At 68.8% G+C, this 20,609-nt stretch carries 16 protein-coding genes; 8 read left to right on the forward strand and 8 right to left on the reverse strand.

From position 1 onward, the window contains the following. The first annotated feature begins 132 nt into the window (after positions 1–132). A complete protein-coding gene (locus E1J61_RS13485; RefSeq protein WP_133094550.1) occupies positions 133–1,767 on the forward strand; it encodes a hypothetical protein in 1,635 nt (544 codons plus the stop codon). A 57-nt stretch (positions 1,768–1,824) separates the two neighbouring features. Here E1J61_RS13485 and E1J61_RS13490 read toward each other — a convergent pair whose 3' ends face one another. Then, a complete protein-coding gene (locus E1J61_RS13490; RefSeq protein ID WP_133094551.1) occupies positions 1,825–2,139 on the reverse strand; it encodes a zf-TFIIB domain-containing protein in 315 nt (104 codons plus the stop codon). A 266-nt stretch (positions 2,140–2,405) separates the two neighbouring features. Between E1J61_RS13490 and E1J61_RS13495 the strand changes: the two genes are divergently transcribed. Further along, positions 2,406–2,924 (forward strand): M23 family metallopeptidase, encoded by a 519-nt coding sequence (locus tag E1J61_RS13495; protein ID WP_133094739.1) that lies wholly within the window; start codon positions 2,406–2,408, stop codon positions 2,922–2,924. A gap of 38 nt (positions 2,925–2,962) precedes the next feature. On the opposite strand, the gene E1J61_RS13500 is transcribed toward E1J61_RS13495, so the two are convergent. Further along, positions 2,963–3,493, reverse strand: a complete 531-nt coding sequence (locus E1J61_RS13500) for a thioredoxin family protein (protein ID WP_133094552.1) — start codon at positions 3,491–3,493, stop codon at positions 2,963–2,965. Between the two features lie 61 nt (positions 3,494–3,554). Beyond that, a complete protein-coding gene (locus E1J61_RS13505; RefSeq protein ID WP_133094553.1) occupies positions 3,555–4,247 on the reverse strand; it encodes a cytochrome c biogenesis CcdA family protein in 693 nt (230 codons plus the stop codon). Positions 4,248–5,160: 913 nt separating this feature from the next. Here E1J61_RS13505 and pgaA point away from each other — a divergent pair. The 6 genes from pgaA to E1J61_RS13535 all read left to right on the forward strand — a co-directional run bounded on the left by pgaA (position 5,161) and on the right by E1J61_RS13535 (position 15,346). After that, on the forward strand, positions 5,161–7,677 hold the full coding sequence (pgaA, locus tag E1J61_RS13510; RefSeq protein WP_243736851.1) for a poly-beta-1,6 N-acetyl-D-glucosamine export porin PgaA: 2,517 nt from the start codon (positions 5,161–5,163) through the stop codon (positions 7,675–7,677). A 14-nt stretch (positions 7,678–7,691) separates the two neighbouring features. Further along, positions 7,692–9,722 (forward strand): poly-beta-1,6-N-acetyl-D-glucosamine N-deacetylase PgaB, encoded by a 2,031-nt coding sequence (gene pgaB / locus E1J61_RS13515; RefSeq protein WP_133094554.1) that lies wholly within the window; start codon positions 7,692–7,694, stop codon positions 9,720–9,722. Further along, positions 9,719–11,056 carry a poly-beta-1,6-N-acetyl-D-glucosamine synthase gene (gene pgaC / locus E1J61_RS13520; protein WP_133094555.1) on the forward strand — a complete coding sequence of 446 codons (1,338 nt, stop codon included), beginning with the start codon at positions 9,719–9,721 and terminating at the stop codon, positions 11,054–11,056. Before pgaB ends, pgaC begins: the two co-directional genes overlap by 4 nt. After that, positions 11,053–11,547 carry a poly-beta-1,6-N-acetyl-D-glucosamine biosynthesis protein PgaD gene (gene pgaD / locus E1J61_RS13525; protein WP_133094556.1) on the forward strand — a complete coding sequence of 165 codons (495 nt, stop codon included), beginning with the start codon at positions 11,053–11,055 and terminating at the stop codon, positions 11,545–11,547. Before pgaC ends, pgaD begins: the two co-directional genes overlap by 4 nt. Positions 11,548–12,261: 714 nt before the next feature. After that, complete coding sequence (gene oxlT, locus E1J61_RS13530) at positions 12,262–13,581, forward strand: oxalate/formate MFS antiporter (protein WP_133094557.1); 1,320 nt, start codon at positions 12,262–12,264, stop codon at positions 13,579–13,581. A 121-nt stretch (positions 13,582–13,702) separates the two neighbouring features. Continuing rightward, complete coding sequence (locus tag E1J61_RS13535; protein ID WP_133094558.1) at positions 13,703–15,346, forward strand: c-type cytochrome; 1,644 nt, start codon at positions 13,703–13,705, stop codon at positions 15,344–15,346. Here the strand turns inward: E1J61_RS13535 and E1J61_RS37405 are convergent. The 5 genes from E1J61_RS37405 to E1J61_RS13560 are packed head-to-tail and all read right to left on the reverse strand — an operon-like array spanning position 15,343 to position 20,608. Then, positions 15,343–16,359 (reverse strand): hypothetical protein, encoded by a 1,017-nt coding sequence (locus E1J61_RS37405; protein WP_165971471.1) that lies wholly within the window; start codon positions 16,357–16,359, stop codon positions 15,343–15,345. The two genes, E1J61_RS13535 and E1J61_RS37405, sit on opposite strands and share 4 nt — an antisense overlap. Next, positions 16,353–17,489, reverse strand: a complete 1,137-nt coding sequence (locus E1J61_RS13545) for a GNAT family N-acetyltransferase (protein ID WP_133094559.1) — start codon at positions 17,487–17,489, stop codon at positions 16,353–16,355. The genes E1J61_RS37405 and E1J61_RS13545 overlap by 7 nt, the downstream gene beginning before the upstream one ends. Continuing rightward, complete coding sequence (locus tag E1J61_RS13550) at positions 17,486–18,781, reverse strand: hypothetical protein (RefSeq protein WP_133094560.1); 1,296 nt, start codon at positions 18,779–18,781, stop codon at positions 17,486–17,488. Before E1J61_RS13550 ends, E1J61_RS13545 begins: the two co-directional genes overlap by 4 nt. Next, positions 18,774–19,658: a ThiF family adenylyltransferase gene (locus tag E1J61_RS13555; RefSeq protein WP_133094561.1), complete on the reverse strand. Its 885-nt coding sequence runs from the start codon at positions 19,656–19,658 to the stop codon at positions 18,774–18,776. The genes E1J61_RS13550 and E1J61_RS13555 overlap by 8 nt, the downstream gene beginning before the upstream one ends. Further along, positions 19,655–20,608: a hypothetical protein gene (locus E1J61_RS13560; RefSeq protein ID WP_133094562.1), complete on the reverse strand. Its 954-nt coding sequence runs from the start codon at positions 20,606–20,608 to the stop codon at positions 19,655–19,657. The genes E1J61_RS13555 and E1J61_RS13560 overlap by 4 nt, the downstream gene beginning before the upstream one ends. Position 20,609: the final 1 nt, after the last annotated feature.

Consider the following 20,609-nt stretch of genomic DNA (forward strand, 5'->3'; position numbering starts at 1 on the left):
GGCAATCCGGGCCCGGACCGTGGTGCGCAGCATAGGAGAGCGCTCCACGCACGCCAACCGCGCACGCTGTAACCTGCGTAACATGACGGCGTCGCATCCTCTCCGGCCTCCAGCTTGCTACTGCTCCAGCCCATGTCCGCTGCCTTGCTTTGCATCGACGTCCGCGCCCCCTATCGCGTCAATGGCGAGCCCGCCCGCTTCCAGTCGGTCTGGCTGCTGGCGCGCGCCTGGCATGCGCAGCGCAGCGGCGGTGTTGTGACAGCGGCGGCCGTGCGCAGCGCCTTCCCGGCCGCCGCCAACCTGCGCATGCTGGTATCGCGCGCCTTCGCGGACTTTGCCCGGTGGGGCGTGACGCTGGGCTGGGGCGCGGACCGGCAACGCGATCCGGCAACGGCCAACCCCGCGCAGCGCAGCCGCGGGCCGTTCTGGATGACGGCGGCGCAGGCCCGGCAACTGCGCTTCGTCGCGCACGGCCGCACGCTGGGCCCGGCGGCGCTGGCGCGGCAGCTGGGCTTTGCCGAGGCGGGGGCGCCAGAGTCCGGCATGGCGGACGGCGCGGCCTACGTGATGCGCGACATGGCCTTCTGGAGCGAACTGACGCAGGCCATGCGCAGCGCGCAGGACGGCTATGCCGGCGCGCACGGCACCGCCGTGGCCGAAGCGTTCCGCGTGGCACAGCGCAGCGCCGGCGATCCGTTCCAGCAGGCGTTGTCGCTGCTGAAGGAAAGCCTGGCCTGGCGCCGCTGCGGCAGCCTCGAGCAGAGCCGCGCCGCGCTGGCGCGCTTTGACCGGCTGTCCCGGGCAGGCAGCCCCGGCGCCGCCGTGCCCACCTTCGCGGCGATGGCGCACGTGGTGCGCGCCTGGGCCCGCTATACGCGCGGCGACCACGACGGCGCCGGCGCCGGGCTGGCCGCGCTGCGTGCGGATCCGGAGCTATCCCCGGCGGTGCGCTACAACCCGCGCCTGCGCTTCGAGGTGCTGAACCTGGAAGGGCTGCTGTACAAGGCCGGTGCGATGGGCAAGGCCGCAGCCGGCAGCGTGGCGCCGGCGCTGTCGGCGCAGCGTGCCCTCGATGCCTTCGCGGCAGCGTTGCAAGCCGGTTACGAAGCCGATTCGGTCGACGCCGTGCAGCATGCCGCGGCCAATATCGGCCTGTGCCTGTGGCTGTTCTGGCGCCATGGGCTGGCCGACCCCGGCCGCGCGCTCGATGCCGGCGCGGTGCAGCGGCAGGCGATGCGCTGGCTGGGGTTGTCGGAATGGATTTGCGACCGCTTCGGGGTGGGCGGCGGCACCGCGTGGAACGCGATCTTCCTGTTGCGCATCGCGCGCGGCAGCTGCGGGCCGGATGCGCCCGGCGATGCTGGCGAGGGCAAGGGCGTGCAGAGCGTGGCCGCCTTTCGCCGCCAGCGCCCGCTGTCCGTAGCCGATGCCATTGATGCGCTGCGGCCCTTCCACGCGCCGTTTGCTCCGGCCAAGGGATTCGTGCGCTGGTCGGCCGTGGCCGCCTTTGCGCTGGAAGACCACGACGCGGGCCATGTCAGCCTGGGGCCGTTGCAGCTGGCCAACCTGTTGCTGGAGTCGGCCTGGTACCTGACACACGAGCAAGGCGCAACCGCCAAAGCCTGCGCGGCGGTGGAGCGGCTGGCAGCGCAGTTGCCGGCGTTGCGCGCGGCCGAGCGGGCGTTCTTTGCGGCGGAGATCCGCGCGCTGCCGCCGGAACTGCGCGACGCGGCGGCGGAGGTGGCGCGCCGGCGGCGCAAGGGATAGCGGGGGATAGCGGGATCGCCGGCGTATTCATTGCGCGGCATCGCGCGCAGCCAGCGTTCAGTCGAACAGCTCGTGCCAGATGCTCTTCTTCCGATATTGCTTCTGGTGGCGTTCGTCGTAATAGCGGTCCCCGTCATGATGACGAGCGCGGCCCCACTCATGGCCGCGGTCCCGGTCGCCGTAGCTTTGCTGGGGCGGCGCAGCGGGCGCCACGGCCTGCGTCGCTGGCGCCGCGGCGACGGAACGCTCCAGGATCTTGTCGAGTTCGCCGCGGTCCAGCCATACGCCGCGGCATTTCGGGCAATAGTCGATTTCGATGCCCTGCCTTTCGGACATCACCAGTTGCGTTTGCGGGCACACCGGACAATCCATGCCTTCTCCTCGTTGCTGTCGATAAGTCGAGGTATGACCGGACCGCCCGGCAATGGTTCGCCAGTGTGCGGCTGTCGCCTGCGCAGAGACGCGCACGCCACGTGGCGGCGTGCGGAATTTGTCGGCCGCGCCGCCGTCGAACCGGAATGCCTCAATTCGATCCCCATCGCGGACCGGCTCCTGACCCGTCCGCTTCGCCAGCATCGGCGCCGTACGGCGATGCGCCGCGCCGCCGGCCGCTGATCGGGCGCCTGGTCGGGCCGGCGATGGTGGCGGCGATCTTGTGGGCCGCCTGGCCATGGCTGCAGCCCCAGCTCGAACGCGCCATCTACGCGGTGCGGCTGGCGGCCCGCCCGGCGCCGAGCGCGCTGCCGGTTCCGGTGCAAGGCGTCGCCCCGCGCGCGCTGCGCGACACGTGGCATGGCGCGCGCTCCGGCGGGCGCAAGCATGAAGGCATCGACATCTTCGCGCCGCGCGGCCGGCCGGTGCAGTCGGCCACGGAAGGCATCGTCTCGCGCGTCGGCACCAATTCGCTCGGCGGCAAGGTGGTCTGGGTGATGGGACCGGGCCGGCAGATGCATTACTACGCGCACCTCGACGACTACGCGGCAATACGCGCCGGCGATATCGTTGCACCGGGCACGGTGCTCGGCTATGTCGGCACCACCGGCAACGCCCGCGGCACGCCGCCGCACCTGCACTACGGCATCTATGCCGCCGGGGGTGCGATCAACCCGTATCCGCTGCTGAAGCGGCCCCCGACAGCCGGCGCGCCGCGGCGCTAGCCGGGGGCTGCGCCGCGCGCAGGAGCGCGCCGGAGGAGTCAGGGCCTGGCGTCGGCCAGGGCCTTCTGGATGGCAGCGTCGGTCTGGGCGTAGTTGCCTTCGCCGAAGTGCTTGTAGACGACGTTGCCGCTGGCGTCGACAAGATACAGCGCCGGCCAGTACTGGTTGTGCCAGGCGTTCCAGGTGGCGTACTTGTTGTCCTGCGCCACCGGGTAGCGGATGTCGAAGCGCTTGATCGCCGCCTGGACATTGGCGGTGGACTTTTCGTAGCCGAACTCGGGCGTATGCACGCCGACCACCACCAGCCCCTTGTCGCGGTATTTGTCGTACCACTGGCGCACATGGGGCAGGGTGCGGATGCAGTTGATGCAGTCGTAGGTCCAGAAATCTACCAGCACGACCTTGCCGCGCAGTCCGGCAAGGGTCAGCGGTTCGGAGTTGAGCCATTTCTCGATGCCGGTGAATTCCGGCGCCTTGCCGAAATCCGCCGGCGCGGCGGCAGCGGGAGCGCCGTGGGTGGCGGCGAAGATGGTGGTGGCGGCAAGCAGGGTACGCAGGATGCGGTGCATGGTGCAGTCTCCGTGTCAGACAGTGGGGGAAGGGTTCAGCGAACAGATTCCGCTGGTGGATTCAGGTCAGCGGGGCCAGCGACGTCAGCCAAGCGACGGCGAGGGTGTCGTACTGGAAGTACATGGCGACGGCCGTGGCCACCACCAGCGCGCCGAAGCCTTGCTGCAGCCGCTGGGTATGGCGCGCCAGCCGGCGCACATGGGTGGTGGCGAACTGGCCGCCATAGGCGATCAACAGCATCGGAATAGCCGCGCCGGCGGCATACATCCCCAGCAGCGCGGCGGCGCGTTGCAGGTCCTGGGCCTTGGCCACCAGCGCCAGGATCGACGCCAGCACCGGCCCCGCGCACGGGGTCCAGACCACGCCCAGCGACATGCCCAGCACAAAGCCGCCGGCCATGCCGCTGCCGCCCACGCTGCCGAGCCGGTCCGCCAGGCGCTCGGCGATACCGCCGAACGGCACCGTCAGCCGCGCGAAGCCGGCCGGCCACAGCCGCGCCAGTCCGGTCGCCAGCAGGAACAGGATGGCGGCGTTGCGCACCACCCCGTGGGCGTCGGCAAAGGCGCTGGACAGCGCGCCGAAGGCAATGCCGAAGGCCGAGAACGCCGTGACGAAGCCCAGCGCGATGGCCAGCGGGCGCAGGCGGTCCGACTGGCCCAGGGAAGCGCCGAGCAGCATCGGCAGCACCGGCAGCACGCACGGCGAGGCGATCGTCAGCACGCCGGCGAGGAAGGCAAGCAGTGCGTCGATCATTGGCGGCTCCTGCGGGGGCGCGGCGCGGCACACCGCGCGGCAGGGGCAGGCAGGGCAAGGCAGGCGGTCATCGTCGGGCTCCGGTCGGGTCGATGACCGCATTGGAGCGCCCGCGCGTATCCCGCTTGTTTCCGGGCAGCGGCCGGAATGCAAGATTTCATGTCCGGCGCCGCGCCAGATACAGTGCGATACAAAGTGGCGGGTTGGCCGCAGGCACTGAGCGCGTCAGCGGCCTGGAAATGGGCATCGACGGCCAGGTGGCCCGCTGGGGCCGGTGAAATGCCGCCAAAGGGCGGCATTTCTACCACCATAAATCCGCCATTGGGCTGATTTATCGAATTCCGGACACCTGCCAGCCAGCGAATAATCAAGATATTCGTGCGCGAGGAGTTATGTCGGACATTACCTGATACCCCGCCAAATCCGCCCCCGGAAACTCCCGCTTTACCCACGGCTCTCGCGACGCCAAGCCAGGCCAGGCAAGGCGCCTGGCCAGAACCGAGTAATGTTTCCCCCGAACGGGTATTGTCCCGAGCCGCGGAATGCGGCAAGAATTCGCCCCGGGAATTTGATGCAAGCTGTAAATGTGTTTGCGAATGTTCACGATTTGATTTTCGCCACGCGCTTACACTTTCCCCCGATTTGCGGCAACGCGCCCCGCCACCGGCGGCGGTAGCGTCTGCACGACGCCATGCCCATCGCGGGCTGGCCATCCGGCGTGGTTCCTCGGTACCCGCCGGATCCCGTAGGCCTGTCCTGCCGCCTCTCTCCTGCGGCCAGGCCCGATCGGGTTCCGTGTCTCCGTGCCGCATGTCATCTGCCGATAACGGACCCCAGGCGCGCGCCCGCTTCCAGCAGGCGAGCCGGCGCTCGGGCATAGATGAGACAGGCTGCGGATCCCATGGATTCACTGATGACGCAACCTTCGTGCGCCGGCACCGGTCCCGCCCGGCGCAAGGCCTTGCGCCGGCGCATGCCGGCCGGGCTCGCGGCCGGGCTGGCGGCGGCACTTTGCTGCATGCCGGCCCCCGCGCAGGCTGACGCCGAATACGAAGTCCTGATCCAGCGCGCCCGCGCCGGCGACTACGGCAGTGCGCTGGCAATGCTGCGCGAGCGCGTGGCCAGCGCTCCCTCGGACCGGCGCGCGGCGTTTGACCGGATCATCATCGCCGGCTGGGCCGGCCGTTCCGACGAGGTGCTGGCCGCCTACGGCGAACTGGAGCAGGCGGGCGCCGCGCGCACCGCGCCGCCGCAGGTGCTGGCCGCGGCGGCGGGCGCGCTGCGCGACCAGAAGCGCTGGGACGAGGCGCTGGCACGCTACCGCGAAGGACGCCAGCGCTACCCCGCCGAGCCGGTGTTCGCGCTGGGCGAGGTCGGCGTGCTGGCCGACAGCGGCCAGGCCGCGGAAGCCGTCAGCGCTGGCCAGGCCCTGGTGCGCAAGCAGCCGGATGATGTCGACAGCCGCCTCGCGCTGGCCTATGCGCAGGCCCGCGCCGGCGAACCGTACGAGGCCTTGTTCGAGGCCGACCAGGCCTATACCCGCGCACCCAAACGCGCCGACGCCGTGCGCGCCTATGTGGGCGCGCTGCAGCGCGCCGGGCTGCCCGATGCCGCGCTGCGCGTCGCCGGCGAGCAGCCGACACTGTTCGACACCGCGGCCCGACAGACGCTGGAACTGGACGCCGCCGCCGAACTGGTGCGGCTGGCCGACATGCCCACACGGATGGAAGCCGAGCGCTTTGCCATCGCCGACCGCGCGCTGGCGCGCTATGACGCGCTGCTGCCCGCACTGCAGGGGCAGGGCAACAAGGAAGGACAAAGCGAGGCCCTGTACCGCCGCGCCCGCATCGACCGCCTCGGCGCGCTGCATGCGCGCTTGCGCATGCAGGACGTGGTCGACAGCTACGAGGCGCTGCGCGCCGAGGGTGTCGCCGTGCCCGTCTACGCGCTGGGCGACGTGGCCTCGGCCTACCTCTACCTGCGCCACCCCGAGCACGCCGCCGAACTGTTCCGCCAGGTGCGCAAAGCCTATCCGCCCGGACTCGACCCCGAAACGCGCCTGAAGGCCCAGACCGGCCTGTACTACGCCAACGCCGAAGCCGAAGCTTTCGACCCGGCGGGCGAAGCCGTGAGCGAGGCCCGCGCCGAGCAGCCGCAATGGCGCCGGGTGCGCGGCCAGCCGGCGCGCCAGCCCAACGAACTGTGGCTGTCCGCCGAGCAGACCGCCACGCTCGCGCCCCTGCAGGCCGGCGACACCCCGCAGGCCCAGCAGCGCACGGAAGAGCTGGTGCGCAACGCGCCCGGCCATTCCGGCCTGCGTGCGGGCCTGGCCAATGTCTACCTGGCGCGCGGCTGGCCGCGCGCTGCCGAGCAGGAACTGAAGGCCGCCGAAACGCTGGCGCCGCGCGCGCTCGCGGTGGAAGTGCAGCAGGGCCACGCGGCGCTCGACCTGCAGGAGTGGCGCCAGGCGGAAATGCTGCGCGACGATACCCTGGCGCGCTTCCCCGAAGACCTGGCCGCCCGCCGCCTGGCGCGCGAATGGGCCGTGCACAACAAGGCCGAGCTGCGCATCGAAGGCTATCGCGGCCTGGCCAACGACAGCCCGGTGGTGGGCGACGGCAATTTCGGCATCGAGTCGGTGCTGTACACGCCGCCGATCCACTATGACTGGCGCGCCTTCGGCGGCGTGGGCTATGCCACCGGCCGCTTCGACGAAGGGCGTGTCGACTACCGCTGGGCCCGCGCCGGCGTGCAGCGGCGCGTGCGCGACCTGACCGTCGAGGCCGAGCTGTCCACGCACGGATATGGCTACGGCGCGCGCCAGGGCGGCCGGGTGGCGGTGGACTATGACCTGGACGACCGCTGGCGCATCGGCGCATCGGCCGCGATGCGCTCGACCGCCACGCCCCTGCGGGCGCTGCTCAACGGCATTTACGCCAACAACGTGCAGGTCTACGGCCGCTGGCGCGCCAGCGAGGCCAGCGAGTGGATGCTGACGGTGGCGCCGTCGCACTTCAGCGACGGCAATGACCGGCTCGAAGGCGGCATCTCCGGCGTGCAGCGGATCTACGCCGCGCCGCACCTGAAGGCCGACCTGCTGGTGGACCTGTGGAGCTCGCGCAACAGCCGCACCGACGTGCCGTACTACAGCCCGCGCGCGGACCTGACGGTGTTGCCGTCGGCCCGGCTCACGCACACGCTGTACCGCCGCTACGAGACCGCCTGGGAGCAGCAGTTCCTGGGCGGCGCCGGCACCTACAGCCAGCAAGGCTTCGGCACCGGCGCGATCCTGCTGCTCGGCTACGGCCAGCGCTACCGCACCAACGACGTGTTCGACGTGGGCGCCACCGTCACCGCCAGCAGCCGGCCCTATGACGGCCAGCGCGAGCGCGAACTGCGCATCGTGTTCGACCTGACCTATCGATTCTGACCCGGACCCCCGCCATGACACGATTCCCGCAGCGCGCCTGGCGCCGCCTGCTCTGGCTGCTGCTGGCCGCATGCCTGCTGGCCGGCTGCGCCAAGGACATCCCGGTGTTCACGCCGCCGGCGCAGCGCCCGCTCGCCGCCGCCGAACAGCCCTGGCCGAACAACCACCTGGTGGTGCTGGCCTACCACGACGTCGAAGACAGGGATCCCGACCAGGCCTACCTGAGCGTGCGTACCGACCACCTGATCGGCCAGCTGGCCTGGCTGCGCGAGAACGGCTACCAGGCGGTCTCGGTCGACCAGGTGCTGGCCGCGCGCCGCGGCGGCAAGCCGTTGCCGGCGCGCGCGGTGCTGCTGACCTTCGACGACGGCTACCGCAGCTTCCATGCGCGCGTGCTGCCGATCCTGAAGGCCTACCGCTGGCCCGCGGTGCTGGCGCCGGTCGGCGCGTGGCTCGACACGCCGGCGGGCCAGCCGGTCGATTTCGGCGGCACGCCGACCGCTCGCGACCGCCTGCTGACGTGGCAGCAACTGCGCGAGATTTCCGCCTCCGGGCTGGTAGAGATCGGCGCGCACACCGACGCCTTGCACTACGGCATCAACGCAAACCCGCAAGGCAATACCGAGCCGGCCGCGGCGGTGCGCGCCTTCGATGCCGGCACCGGCCGCTACGAGACCGACGCAACCTACGCGGCGCGCGTGCGTACCGACATGCAGCGCATCACGAAGAAAGTCCATGCCGTCACCGGCAAGCCGGTGCGCGTCTGGGTATGGCCGTACGGCGCCGAAGGAGGCACCGCGCTGCGCATCATCGGCGAGAACGGCTACGAGATGGCGCTGACGCTGGAAGACGGCCTGGCCAGCGTCGACAAGCTGGTGTCCGGCCCGCGCATGCTAGTCACCGGCGATCCCGGCGTGCCCGGCTTCGCGCAGTCGGTGGCGACGATGGAAGAGCCGAGCGCCATGCGCGTCGCGCACGTCGACCTGGACTACGTCTATGATCCGGACCCGGCCCAGCTCGATCGCAACCTCGACCGGCTGGTGCAGCGCATCTACGACCTGAAGATCAACACGGTCTTCCTGCAGGCGTTCTCCGACGAAGATGGCAGCGGCCTGGTCCGGTCGGTGTACTTCCCGAACCGCTGGCTGCCGATGCGCGCGGACTTGTTCAACCGCGTGGCATGGCAGCTCGGCAACCGCGCCAAAGTCAAGGTCTACGCCTGGATGCCGGTGCTGAGCTTCGACATGGACCCGTCGCTGCCGCGCGTGACCCGCTGGGACCCGGCCACCAATCGCGCCGGGGTCGACGCGAAGCAATACCGCCGCCTGTCGCCGTTCGACCCGGTGGCGCGCCAGCGCATCGCCGAGGTCTATGAAGACCTGGCCCGGCACGCCTTCTTCCAGGGCCTGCTGTTCCACGACGACGCCACCCTCAGCGATTTCGAGGACGCCAGCGCGCCGGCACTGGCGGCGTACCGCAAGGCCGGGCTGCCGGACAACATTGCCGCGCTGCGCGCCGACCCGGAAACGATGCAGCGCTGGACGCGCATGAAGAGCCGTGCGCTGGTCGATTTCACGCAGGAACTGACACAGCGTGTGCGCGCCATCCGCGGCCCGGCGATCAAGACCGCGCGCAATATCTTCGCCATGCCCATCCTGCAGCCGGACAGCGAAGCCTGGTTCGCGCAGAACCTCGACGACTTCCTGGCCGCATACGACTGGACCGCGCCGATGGCGATGCCGTACATGGAGCAGGCGCCGCGCGGCCAGGAGCACCAATGGCTCGACCGCATCGTCGACGCGGTGGCGCAGCGCCCCGGCGCGCTGCGGCGCACGGTGTTCGAGCTGCAGGCGCGCGACTGGCGCAAGCCAGAAGGTGGGGTTGCAGGCGCAGTCGACAGCAAGGTGCTGGCCGGCTGGATGCAGCGCCTTCAGCGGCGCGGCGCGCGCAGCTTCGGCTACTACCCCGACGACTTCCTGAACAACCAGCCCCGGCTCGACTTGATCCGCCCGGCGCTGTCTAACGCCTGGTACCCCGCACCATGATCGAAAGACTGTTTGCCCTGGTTATCCTGTGCCTCGCGCTGGCGCTGCCGTTCGCGCTGGCCGCGCTTGCCACCGGCGACCTGCTGCTGGCCTTCGTGTTCTTCTATCCGCTGTTCATGTCCGGCTTGTGGATGGCCGGCGGCGTGTACTTCTGGCTGCATTGGGAGCGCAAGTGGCAGGGGGGCGAGCAGCGCGAGGCGCCGCAGGTGCCCGGCACACCGTTCATCTCGATCCTGGTGCCCTGCTACAACGAAGAGCAGAACGGCGAAGAGACGCTGCTGGCCGCGCTGGGACAGCGCTATCCCGAGTTCGAGGTGATCGCCATCAATGACGGTTCGCGCGACGGCACCGGCGCCGTGCTGGAAGCGCTGGCGCAGCGCCATGAGCGGCTGCGCGTGGTGCACCTGGCGCAGAACCAGGGCAAGGCCATGGCGTTGCGCATGGGCGCGCTGGCAGCGCGCGGCGAATACCTGGTCTGCATCGACGGCGACGCGGCGCTGGATCCCGACGCTGCCGCCTACCTGGTCGCGCCGATGGTGGCCAACCCGCGCGTGGGCGCGGTCACCGGCAACCCGCGCATCCGCACGCGGTCCACGCTGGTGGGGCGCATCCAGGTCGGCGAGTTCTCGTCGATCATCGGGCTGATCAAGCGCACCCAGCGCGTCTATGGCCAGGTCTTTACCGTGTCCGGCGTGGTCGCCGCGTTCCGCCGCCGCGCGCTGGACCGCGTCGGCTACTGGAGCCTGGACATGATCACAGAGGACATCGACATCAGCTGGAAGCTGCAGCGCGACCACTGGTCGATCTTCTACGAGCCGCGCGCACTGTGCTGGATCCTGATGCCCGAGACCGTGCGCGGCCTGTTCAAGCAGCGGCTGCGCTGGGCCCAGGGCGGCGCCGAAGTGTTCATGAAAAACGTGCGCTCGATCTGGATCTGGCGCCACCGCCGGCTGTGGCCGCTGATGGCGGAGTACTGCCTGTCGGCGGGCTGGGCCTTTGCCTTTGCCATGTCGATCGTGCTGTGGGCGCTGGGGCACTTCGTCGAGCTGCCGGAGCATATCCGCATCCAGAAGCTGATGCCGCCGGGCTTTACCGGCATGGTGCTGGCGGCGGTCTGCATATTGCAGTTCATGATCAGCGTGGCAATCGACCGCCGCTACGAGCCGCGCCTGGGGCGCACGCTGTACTGGATCATCTGGTACCCGCTGGCGTACTGGCTGGTCGGCATGTTCACCACGCTGCTGGCCTTTCCCAAGGTCATGCTCAAGACCCGGCGCAAGCGTGCGCGCTGGGACAGTCCCGATCGCGGCATCCAATCGATGAAATCGTCATGAATCCCGACAACATGATCATCCGTACCCGGCGCGCACCGCTGCGCTGGGCGTTCGACGCGGTGCTGACCGCGCTGGCGTGGACCGGGTTCTTCTACCTCTTCGCCAGCGGCATCCGCGACATCCTGGCGGGAGCGTCGTCCGGCCTCGACGTGCCGTTCTGGTCCGCGATGATGCCCACCATGGGCACGCTGTCGGTGTACGTGCTGGTGGGCGTGTTCAACGGCGTGGTGCTGTTGGTGTGGGCCCTGTACAACCAGATCCGCTTCGCCGGCATGGACCGCCGCAAGCCGCTGCCGCCGCTGGGCGGCGACGAGCTGGCGGCCAGCTTCGGCCTGCCGGAACAGCGTGTGCGGTCCCTGCAGCAGGCCAAGGTGGCGGTCATCGACCACGACCACGAGGGCGGCATTGCTGGCGTGCGGCTGGGTTACGAATGGCAACTCGAGCCGGTCAAGCCTGCAGTGGCAGCTTCGGCAGAAGCTTGTCCAGCGTGATCGGATAGTCGCGCATGCACGCGCGGCGCCTGCGCGACAGCGCGCCGGACAACGGGTAATCCACTAGTCTTGCCGCTATTTAATTGCCTGAGATAATCGCCTATAAATACGTGACATGCTGCGGCTGATGTCACGCATCATGACTCCGCCCGCCGGGACGCCTGCGGGCCTTTTTTTATCCTCGATTATTCATGATCGATATTAATCAGGAATTTCATTTTGCCGCTTTCTGATTCTGGCTGGTGAAAACCCTGATTTTCCCCAAAACATTACAAAATCGCAATGTTTCTGGGTTGGTCAGCATTTGACATGCTTTTGACCTGATCGTCAACACTTCCAGAAAAGCCGCGCCGGTATTGGGTTCCCGGGAATGTGACGTGCTTATTCATGCGCCTTTCGCACTGATGCGTAAATAGCCTGAATCCTGATTTCCAGCGATATTCCTCATTAATCAGCGGGCTAGTGAAAACCCTGCTGCTGGTTCGCCTTGTGCTTACTTGATATATCACATACTGTGTATCCCATCGCATCTCGTAGTTTTGAAAACAGGTGAGTGCGGGAGACGTCGATATGGCGTCGCAATAATAGGCAGTAAATGCCAACGACACAGGAGACAGAAAATGCCAGGAGCCACCTGCAAGTTGACGCGCATGGCGTCCCCACCTTCGTCCATCCCCACGGATTTCCCGAAACACACGGTTCAAGGAGTGCGCTATGAGTAACGCAAACGCAGGGGCCCTGCACCCCAATCACGCTCCGGAGTCCACGCGCTGGATCCAGCTGGTCGTCGGCGTGGTCTGCATGATCGCAACCGCGAACATCCAGTACGCCTGGACGCTGTTCGTGCCTGAAATCCAGGAAACCTACGGCTGGTCACGCGCCAGCATCCAGATCGCCTTCACCGTGTTCGTGCTGGTGCAGACCTGGCTGGCGCCGATCGAGGGCTACTTCATCGACAAGTTCGGGCCGCGCATGATGGTGGCCTTCGGCGCGCTCTTTATCGGCACGGCGTGGGTCATCAACTCGCAGGCGACCACGCTGATGGGCTTCTACGTCGGCGCAGCCGTCGGCGGCCTGGGCGTGGGCTCCATCTATGCGACCTGCATCAACAACGCGCTGAAGTGGTTCCCGGACCGCCGCGGCCTCGCGGTCGGCCTGACCGCCGGCGGCTATGGCGCGGGCTCGGCGGCGACCATCCTGCCGATCGCGGCGATGATCGAGTCGCAGGGCTTCCAGCACACCTTCCTGTTCTTCGGCCTGCTGCAAGGATCGCTCGCCTTCGTCGCGGCATGGTTCCTGCGTTCGCCCAAGACCGGCGAGGTGCGTGGTTCGAAGAAGCTGGCCCAGGCCACGCGCGACTACACCCTCAAGGAAGCGCTGTGCACCAAGCTGTTCTGGCTGATGCTGGTGATGTTCGTGCTGGTCGTCACCGGCGGCATGATGGCCGTGGCCCAGCTCGGCGTCATCGCCAAGGACCTTGGCGTGAAGGAATTCAAGGTTGACCTGCACTTCTTCGTGATGGCCGCATTGCCGCTCGCCCTGATGCTCGACCGCATCATGAACGGCATCTCGCGTCCGCTGTTCGGCTGGATCTCGGACAACATCGGCCGCGAGAAGACGATGGTGATCGCCTTCACGCTGGAAGGGCTGGGCATCATCGCGCTGGGTTACTTCGGCAGCGACCCGTACGCCTTCCTGATCCTGTCCGGCGTGGTGTTCCTGGCCTGGGGCGAAGTCTACTCGCTGTTCTCGGCACTGGCGGGCGATGCCTTCGGCACCAAGCACATCGGCAAGATCTACGGCGTGCTGTACACCGCCAAGGGCATCGGCGCACTGTTCGTGCCGATCGGCAACCTGCTGATGGAAGCCACCGGCACCTGGTCGACGGTGCTCTACACGGTGGCGGCAATGGACCTGACCGCTGCGTTCCTTGCCATCATGGTGCTGCGGCCGGTGCTGGCCTCGCACGTTGCGACCTCCAGGCAGCAGTTCGCGAAGGAATCTGCCGCAGCCGGCGCGCAGGTGGCGGCCTAGTCCACGCGCCGCGCTTCAGATAGACGGATCCACTGTAGTTGGCTGGGCGGGCTTCTTCGGAAGCCCGCTTTTTTTGGGCGTCACCGATTAGAATGCGAAGCTCGATCCACCGGCGATCTCGATGCCTCTCGCACGCGCAATCACCATAGGGCTGCTGCTGTCCACGCTCGCAGGCTGCGATTTCCTGCGCGGCTATGCCGATGGCCAATCCTCGGCCATGCGGGAGTTTGCCGGCAGTGGCACGCCGGCGCAGATCGGCGCGGCGCGCTTTGTGTTCGACGACTTCGGCGGCCTGAGCACCGATACGCTGGAATCCAACGCGCTGCCATGGAAGCTGGCCACGACCGCGCTGGTGCTTGCCAACGCCCCGGATGCGGTGCCTGCGCCGCAGACATTGCGGCGCGCGCTGCGGGAGTTCGGGTTTGTCTATCCCGACGGCATCCTGAACTGGCCGCTTGCGCAGCAGCCGCGCTTCGACAAGCCGCTCGGCATCGTCAGCGGCACCGTCGGCCGCGACCTGCCCAGGATCCGGCTGGAAGTCTCTAACCTGGGGTGCGCGGCGTGCCATGCGGGCGTGACCTACGGCAAGGACGGCCAGCCCAGCGGCAAGGTGTGGCTGGGTTTGCCGAATACCTCGCTCAATCTCGATGGCTTCGTCAACGCGGTCTACCTCGCGGTCAAGCGGGTCAAGTCCGACCCCGACAAGCTGCTGGTCGCCATTCCGAAGCTGTATCCCGATACCTCGGCGGACGAACTGGCGACCATCCGCAAGTTCGTCTGGCCGCGGCTGGTCAGGCGCATCGACGAACTCGCGGCCAGCGGCGATGCGCCGCTGCCGTTCAGCAATGGCGCGGCCGGCAGCACCAATGGCGTGGCGGCGCTGAAGTTCCAGTTCCATCTGCTCTCCGCCGGGACGGGCGCGAGCGGCTCGACCTCGATCCCGGAACTGGGCGACCGGCGCCTGCGCTCGTCGCTGCTCTATGACGGGGTCTATGCCAACAAGGGCGCGGCGCGCTTTGCGCCGGTTGCCGCGGATGCGGCCATGGATCCCGGGCGTCTCGCGCATATCGTGGCCTTCTTTACCGTGCCGACCATGGGCATGCCGCCGGATCGCGCCAGCCGCGCCATCCCGCAGGTGGAGGACGTGATGCGGTTTATGGCGGGCTACACGCCGCCGCCGTTTCCCGGACCGGTCGACCGGGGCCGCGCGGCACGCGGCGCCGGCGTTTACGCGGCGCAGTGCGCGCAGTGCCATGGCAGCTACACCCAGGACGCGGCGCGTCCCCGGCTGGTCAGCTATCCCAACCGGCTGGTGGCGCAGGCGGAACTCGGCACCGATGCCACGCGCTGGCAGGCGATCGATGCGAGCCTGCTGCAGGCCATCGGGCGCTCCGCGCTGGGCAGGCATATCGATGCGGCCAACACCGGCGGCTATGTGGCGCCCGTCTTGTCGGGCCTGTGGGCGACGGCGCCTTACCTGCACAACGGCTCGGTGCCCACGCTGTGGCACCTGATGCATCCGGAGGCGCGGCCGCGCCGGTTCTGGGTGGGTGGGCATGCGCTGGACTACGCCAAAGTGGGCATTGCCGGGCGGCCCGATGCGCAGGGCGCGTGGGCCTATCCTCCGGACTACCGGCCGTGGTCAAGCCCGGTGCTCTATGACACCGCGACCACGGGGCGGGACAACCGGGGCCATGAGCGGGAGTTCAGCGCCTTGCCGGAAAGCGACAAGGATGCGCTGCTGGAATTCCTGAAGCTGCTCTAGCGCGGGCCGTCCGCCTGCAGCAATTCCGCCGCCGGCAGCCTGGCGCTGCGCGGAATCGCCGCGCCAGGCGCCGGGCCGAAACGCATCACGTTGACCAGCCGGTGGCCAGCTGGCAGCGCCTGGCGGTCCGTCAGCAATGCGGCGTGGCGCGGCGAATCGGACAGGGCCGACATCGGCACGCCGGCAAAGCCGCGGGCGGCCATGTCCAGCCAGAAGCGGTACCAGCGGCGCCCGGCCTCGAAGTCTGTCACGTCGTGCGCGGCGTGGATCAGCACGATCCGGGCGGCGCTGTTGACCTTGGCGGCGTCCGCGGCGAGCAGGCCGGTCAGCGACAGCGCCGACAGCACGCGCACTACGGCCGGACGCAGGGCCACCGACGCTGCCATCGCCTCCCAGGGCGACAGCGCCATGCACTCGGCCGACAGTCCGTCGCGGGTCCAGCCAGCGGCGCGCGGGGACAGGCGCATCCAGTGGTAAAGCTCGCGCACAAAGGCCGGGTCGTGGAAGGCGGCCGCGGCGGCAGCCTCATGCCAGCTGGCGATCTGCGCCGTGCTGGCGGGCTCCGCCGCCTTGGCAACCGGGGCATGAGTGGCGATGCACTGGTCCATGGCCGCGAGCTGCGCGGCGTCGGCAGGCGCGAACGTGCCGCGCCAGGTGCGGCGTTGCTCACAGGCGGCAGCCAGCGGATCGGCGCAGGCGCCCGGCCGGAGCTCACCTGTGGCCGCGACGCGCGGGCCGGCAGCCGCGGGCGGGTAGGGCAGTGCCGCGACCTCCGGCGGCGAAAGCGCAAAGCCGATGGCCGACAACGCCAGCGCCATGCCCTCCCACGCCATGCCCAGCGCGATCCGGTTATCCCGGCCGGTCGGGTCGCCCACGGACAGCCAGCGCGCGGGATCCTCCAGCAGCAGGATGCGGTCGCCGGCAAAGTGCCAGCGGGCCGGCTGGATATTGTGGGCACTCGGGGCGCGCGCGGCCTGCGCGACCAGGGCCAGTTGCTGGTCTGGTGTCAGCATCGTAGGTTGCCATTCTCCGGCGCCAGCGCCCGGCGGAACAGGTGCAGGCGGTGCAGTTCGGTGGCGCCCAGCTTTTCCATCTGCCGCAGGCTTGCGCCATTGGTATCGGACACCCAGCTGATGCCCAGGTGCGAATAGCCGGCATCGCGCATCGCCGTCAGCAGGCGATGCAGCAGCACGCCGTTGACGCCCTGGCCGTGGAACGCCTGGCGTACCGAGAAAAAGATCACCGCCGCGCGCTTGCGGCTGGCGCGGAACCGCAGCAAGTGCCACAGCGTCGACCATGTCAGCCGGAACCCGGTGGCACGCAGGAACGGGTTGAGGTCCGGCACGCACAGCAGCACGCCGGCCGGCTCGCCGCGGTAATACGCGGTGTACGACAGGCGCTCGTCGATGATCCACATCATGCCGGCGCAGGGGTAGAGGAATTCCGCTTCCGTCAGCGGCACGAACATCGGGTTGCCGGCAAAGCCGTCGTTCAGCACGGCGCACGCTTCGCGCAGGCGCCCTTCAAAGCCGCGGCGGCGGATCGGCGCGAAACGCCAGTCCGGATCGCTGGCCAGCGCACGCTGCCGGTCGCCTAGCAACTGTTCGGGGTCGTAGCCGCGCACGTCCATCTCGAAGGTGCGCATCGGGAAGAAGCGCTCGAAGCCGCAGGCTTCCAGCAGCCGGGCAATGTGCGGCGGCGTGTATTCCTGGTAGGTGTACGGCGCGTGCCCGAAGCCATCGGTAACGATGCCGATCATCTGCGTGATGGTCAGGTTGAAGCTGCCCGCCAGCTCGTCGCAGCCTTGCCGGCTGGCCCATCCGGCAGCCGCATCGAGCAGCGCACGCGCGACGGCGATGTCGTCGATGCAGTCGAACAGGCCGAAATACCCGCGCTTCTGCCCGTACCGCCGGTTAGAGGCATCGTGCACATGGGCCAGGATGCGTCCCACGATCTGCCCGTCGCGGTGCGCGGTGTACCAGGTGCGGCGCGCAAACTGCCGGAACAAGGGGTTTTTTGCCGCATCCAGCGCGCGCGCGAGGTCGCCCTTCATCGGCGAGACGAAATGGGTCTGGTCGCCATAGCAGGCGAACGGCGCAGCGAAGAACGCATCGAAATCGCCTTCGCGCAATTCCACGGTCATGCGGCCTCCTGTCGGCGCAGGTGCCGCGCCAGCCGCAGGATCACGGCGGCGCGCAGCTCGCCGATGGCGGCGTTGGCGCCCTGCGGCAGGTTCAGCAGCACCACCATGGCCGGTTGCCGTGCGATCAGCAGGGCGTGGGTCATCTCGTGGCGCTCCATCAGGTCGACCAGTTGCTCCGCGGCTTCGATGCCGTTGCCGACGCCGCTTGCCTGGGGCTGCCGGGCCCACGCCCTGGCATCACCGATCGACACCGGCTCGCGCCGCTTGCCGGCCAGCGCGAACAACTCGCCCAGCGCATAGCCAGCCAGCTCGGCGTCGCCCAGTACCACATGGTCGGCCGTCTGCGGCAGGCGCCGCAGCGAATGGAGGAAGCCGTCCGGCGTATCGAGCCGGGCATGGAGCAGCCAGCGCAGGAAGGCGTTGCCGTCGCCAGCGAGCGACACCGCGCGGATGCGGACAAAGATGGCGGTCAGCAACACCCAGGCCAGTGCCACCGGCATGCCGCGCACGCCGGCCTGCCAGAATCCCTGGCCCGGCCCGTGCGACGCCAGCGCCATGGCGCCGGCCAGGACCACGGCAAAGACCAGCGCGGCGGCAATATGCGCCAGCAGCCCGCGCACGACCCGCTGCGAATCCGACAGGTTCAGCAGCACGTAGACAAAGGCCAGCGCCCCGAGCGCGCCCAGCCGGACCGGCACATGCCCAAGTTCCTCGCGGAAATCCGTCGCCATTAGCGGCACGGCCAGCGCCACCACCACGACCACCGCGCGCGCCAGCCGCTCTTCATTGCTGGACAGGTCGGCATCGCGCAGCCAGAGCAGGAACCAGCCATTGCTCGCCGTCACCACCGCATAGCAGGCCAGGAAGGCCAGCAGCAGCGGCACATTGGCGGACAGGTCGGCAACCAGGTTGATGGCGAAAAACACCACCGACACACCGAGCGCCAGCAGTTTCAGCCACAGCGGATGATGGCGCCGCAGCAGCTGTTCGGCGAACAGCGTGGTCGCGATCGGCAGCAGCGTGGCCGCGGCGAACACCAGCCGGCCGAGTAGTGGGCTGAGAAGTGGGCCGAGAAGTGGGCCGAGAAGTGGGCCGAGAAGTGGGCCGAAATGCGGTCCGCCGAGCAGCCAGGCAAAGCCCCGCACCGCCAGCAATGCGGTCAGCACGCCGAACAGGAACAGCCCGGTGCCGGTGCCAGCTTCGCGTCGCGTCCACAGGAAATGCAGGTAGAGGCCGCAGCCCAGCGCGCCCAGCCAGGTCACGGTGACATCGCTGGCGAGCGCGTTAATCACGGAGCAGCCTCGCCATGAAGCGGCGCACCGCGGCGCGCACCAGCCACGCCACCAGCGCATTGCGCGGAGTTTCGACGCGCATGGTCCACGGGTTGAAGAAATAGCCGCGCGCATCCGCCAGCCTCGGCCGCTCCAGCACCAGCTTGGCTGCCTCGAAGGCCATCAGGTTGCCGGTGGTGATTACCATCGGCGCGAACGACATGCGCTTGCGCTTGCCCGAAAGCACGTCCTTCGCAATCGAAAGATCGACATGGCGGACCGAGCTGGAATGGACCATGACGTACTCCAGCTCCTTGCCCAGGCAAGCCTGCCGGATCTCCGGCGTCAGCGCCTGCCAGTCCATGCCGGCGGTCGGATAGCCCAGGCGCGTCTCCGGCCGCGGGTCGTGCGGCCGCACCACGGTGACCGAGGGCAGCGGCGCGGTATAGGCATCGATGACGGTGGCGCCATGCTCGCGCGCCTTGCGGTAGAGCGCGATGCCCGCGGCCATGTCGTCCATGCCGTTGACCACGATCGGGTAGCGCGCCAGCAGGTCGTCGAGCCGCCCCGGCCAGTCCTCGCCCAGCGTCTCGATCTGCAGCGCGGGGTTGACCTGGCGCAGCTGCGCGACGGTGGCCTCGACCTTGCCGACGCCGACGGTGGCCAGGCTGGCAAACACCTGCCGGTTCATGTTGGACACTTCGAACACGTCGAAGTCGGCCAGCGCGAAGCCGCCGACGCCCATGCGCGCCAGGGCCTGCAGGCAGGCGCCGCCCATGCCGCCGACGCCGCAGACCAGGATGCGCGCGTCGCGCAGCCGCTGCTGCTCGGCCTCGGTCACGAAGCCGATATTGCGGGTGGTGAATTCTTCGTAAGAAAAGGCAGGCGATGCGGTCATGCGTGGTTCCTTGCGCGCAGGTCTCCCATCGGCTCGCGCGGGTTCAGCCAATGCACCAGCGGCAGGACGATCCGGCCGAGCGCAAGGAACGCCACCTGCGACAAGATCGCCGGCAGCGAGTCGCGCGGGACTTCGCGCAGCAGGTACTTGCGCGCGCTGGCGAGGTCCAGCCGCGCAACCTGCAGGAAGTCGTCGCCGCGCTGGTAGTCGAGCTCGCGCTGGCACAGCGCATTGACGCGCTCGTCGCGGTGCTTGGGCGCCGCGTCGAAGGTCTTCTTGAGGTTGTCCGAGCCGCCGCGATACGCGTCGGTGATGACAAAGCGGGCCTCGTCGAAACCGGCACCCGCGTCGACGCCGAAGACATGGCGGTGCGATTTCATGATCTCGCGCGCCACGCTCAGGTGCTCGAAGCTGCGCCGCGACGGCGCGAACGGATTGGGATACGCCGTGACGAAGACTTCGGCCACCTTGCCGATGATCGCCGGCACCTGGGTCACGTTGCTGATCCAGATCGGGCGCAAGCCGCGGCGGAAGAACAGCAGGATGCAGGTCAGGCCATACAGCACCCAGGAAAGCCCCTGCGTGCGATAGCCGGGGTCGACCATCACCAGCCCGAGGTGGATGGCCTCTACCGGCCGCCCCCTGACCTCGATCGGCATGATCGACAGCGCGTTGAAGGCGATGGCATGGCCGCTGTCCCGGTCGTAGAGCAGCGTGACCACGGCGCGGCGCAGCCGCTCGGGATCGCCGGACAGCACGCCGTAGTCGAGATCCTTGCCGATGCCCCGCCGCACCACGCCGCGCATCTCGGCCAGCATGGCGTCGAGCCGGGTGCTGTCCATCCACAGACCGGGCCGCTCGACCACCCGGATGCGCACGCTGCGGCTGGCGTTCAGGGTCAGGTCAAGGTAGCGCAGCCGCTGGCGGATTCGACGGATGACTTGGAACATG

The organism is Cupriavidus sp. L7L (assembly GCF_004353535.1).
Taxonomy (GTDB): domain Bacteria; phylum Pseudomonadota; class Gammaproteobacteria; order Burkholderiales; family Burkholderiaceae; genus Cupriavidus; species Cupriavidus oxalaticus_A.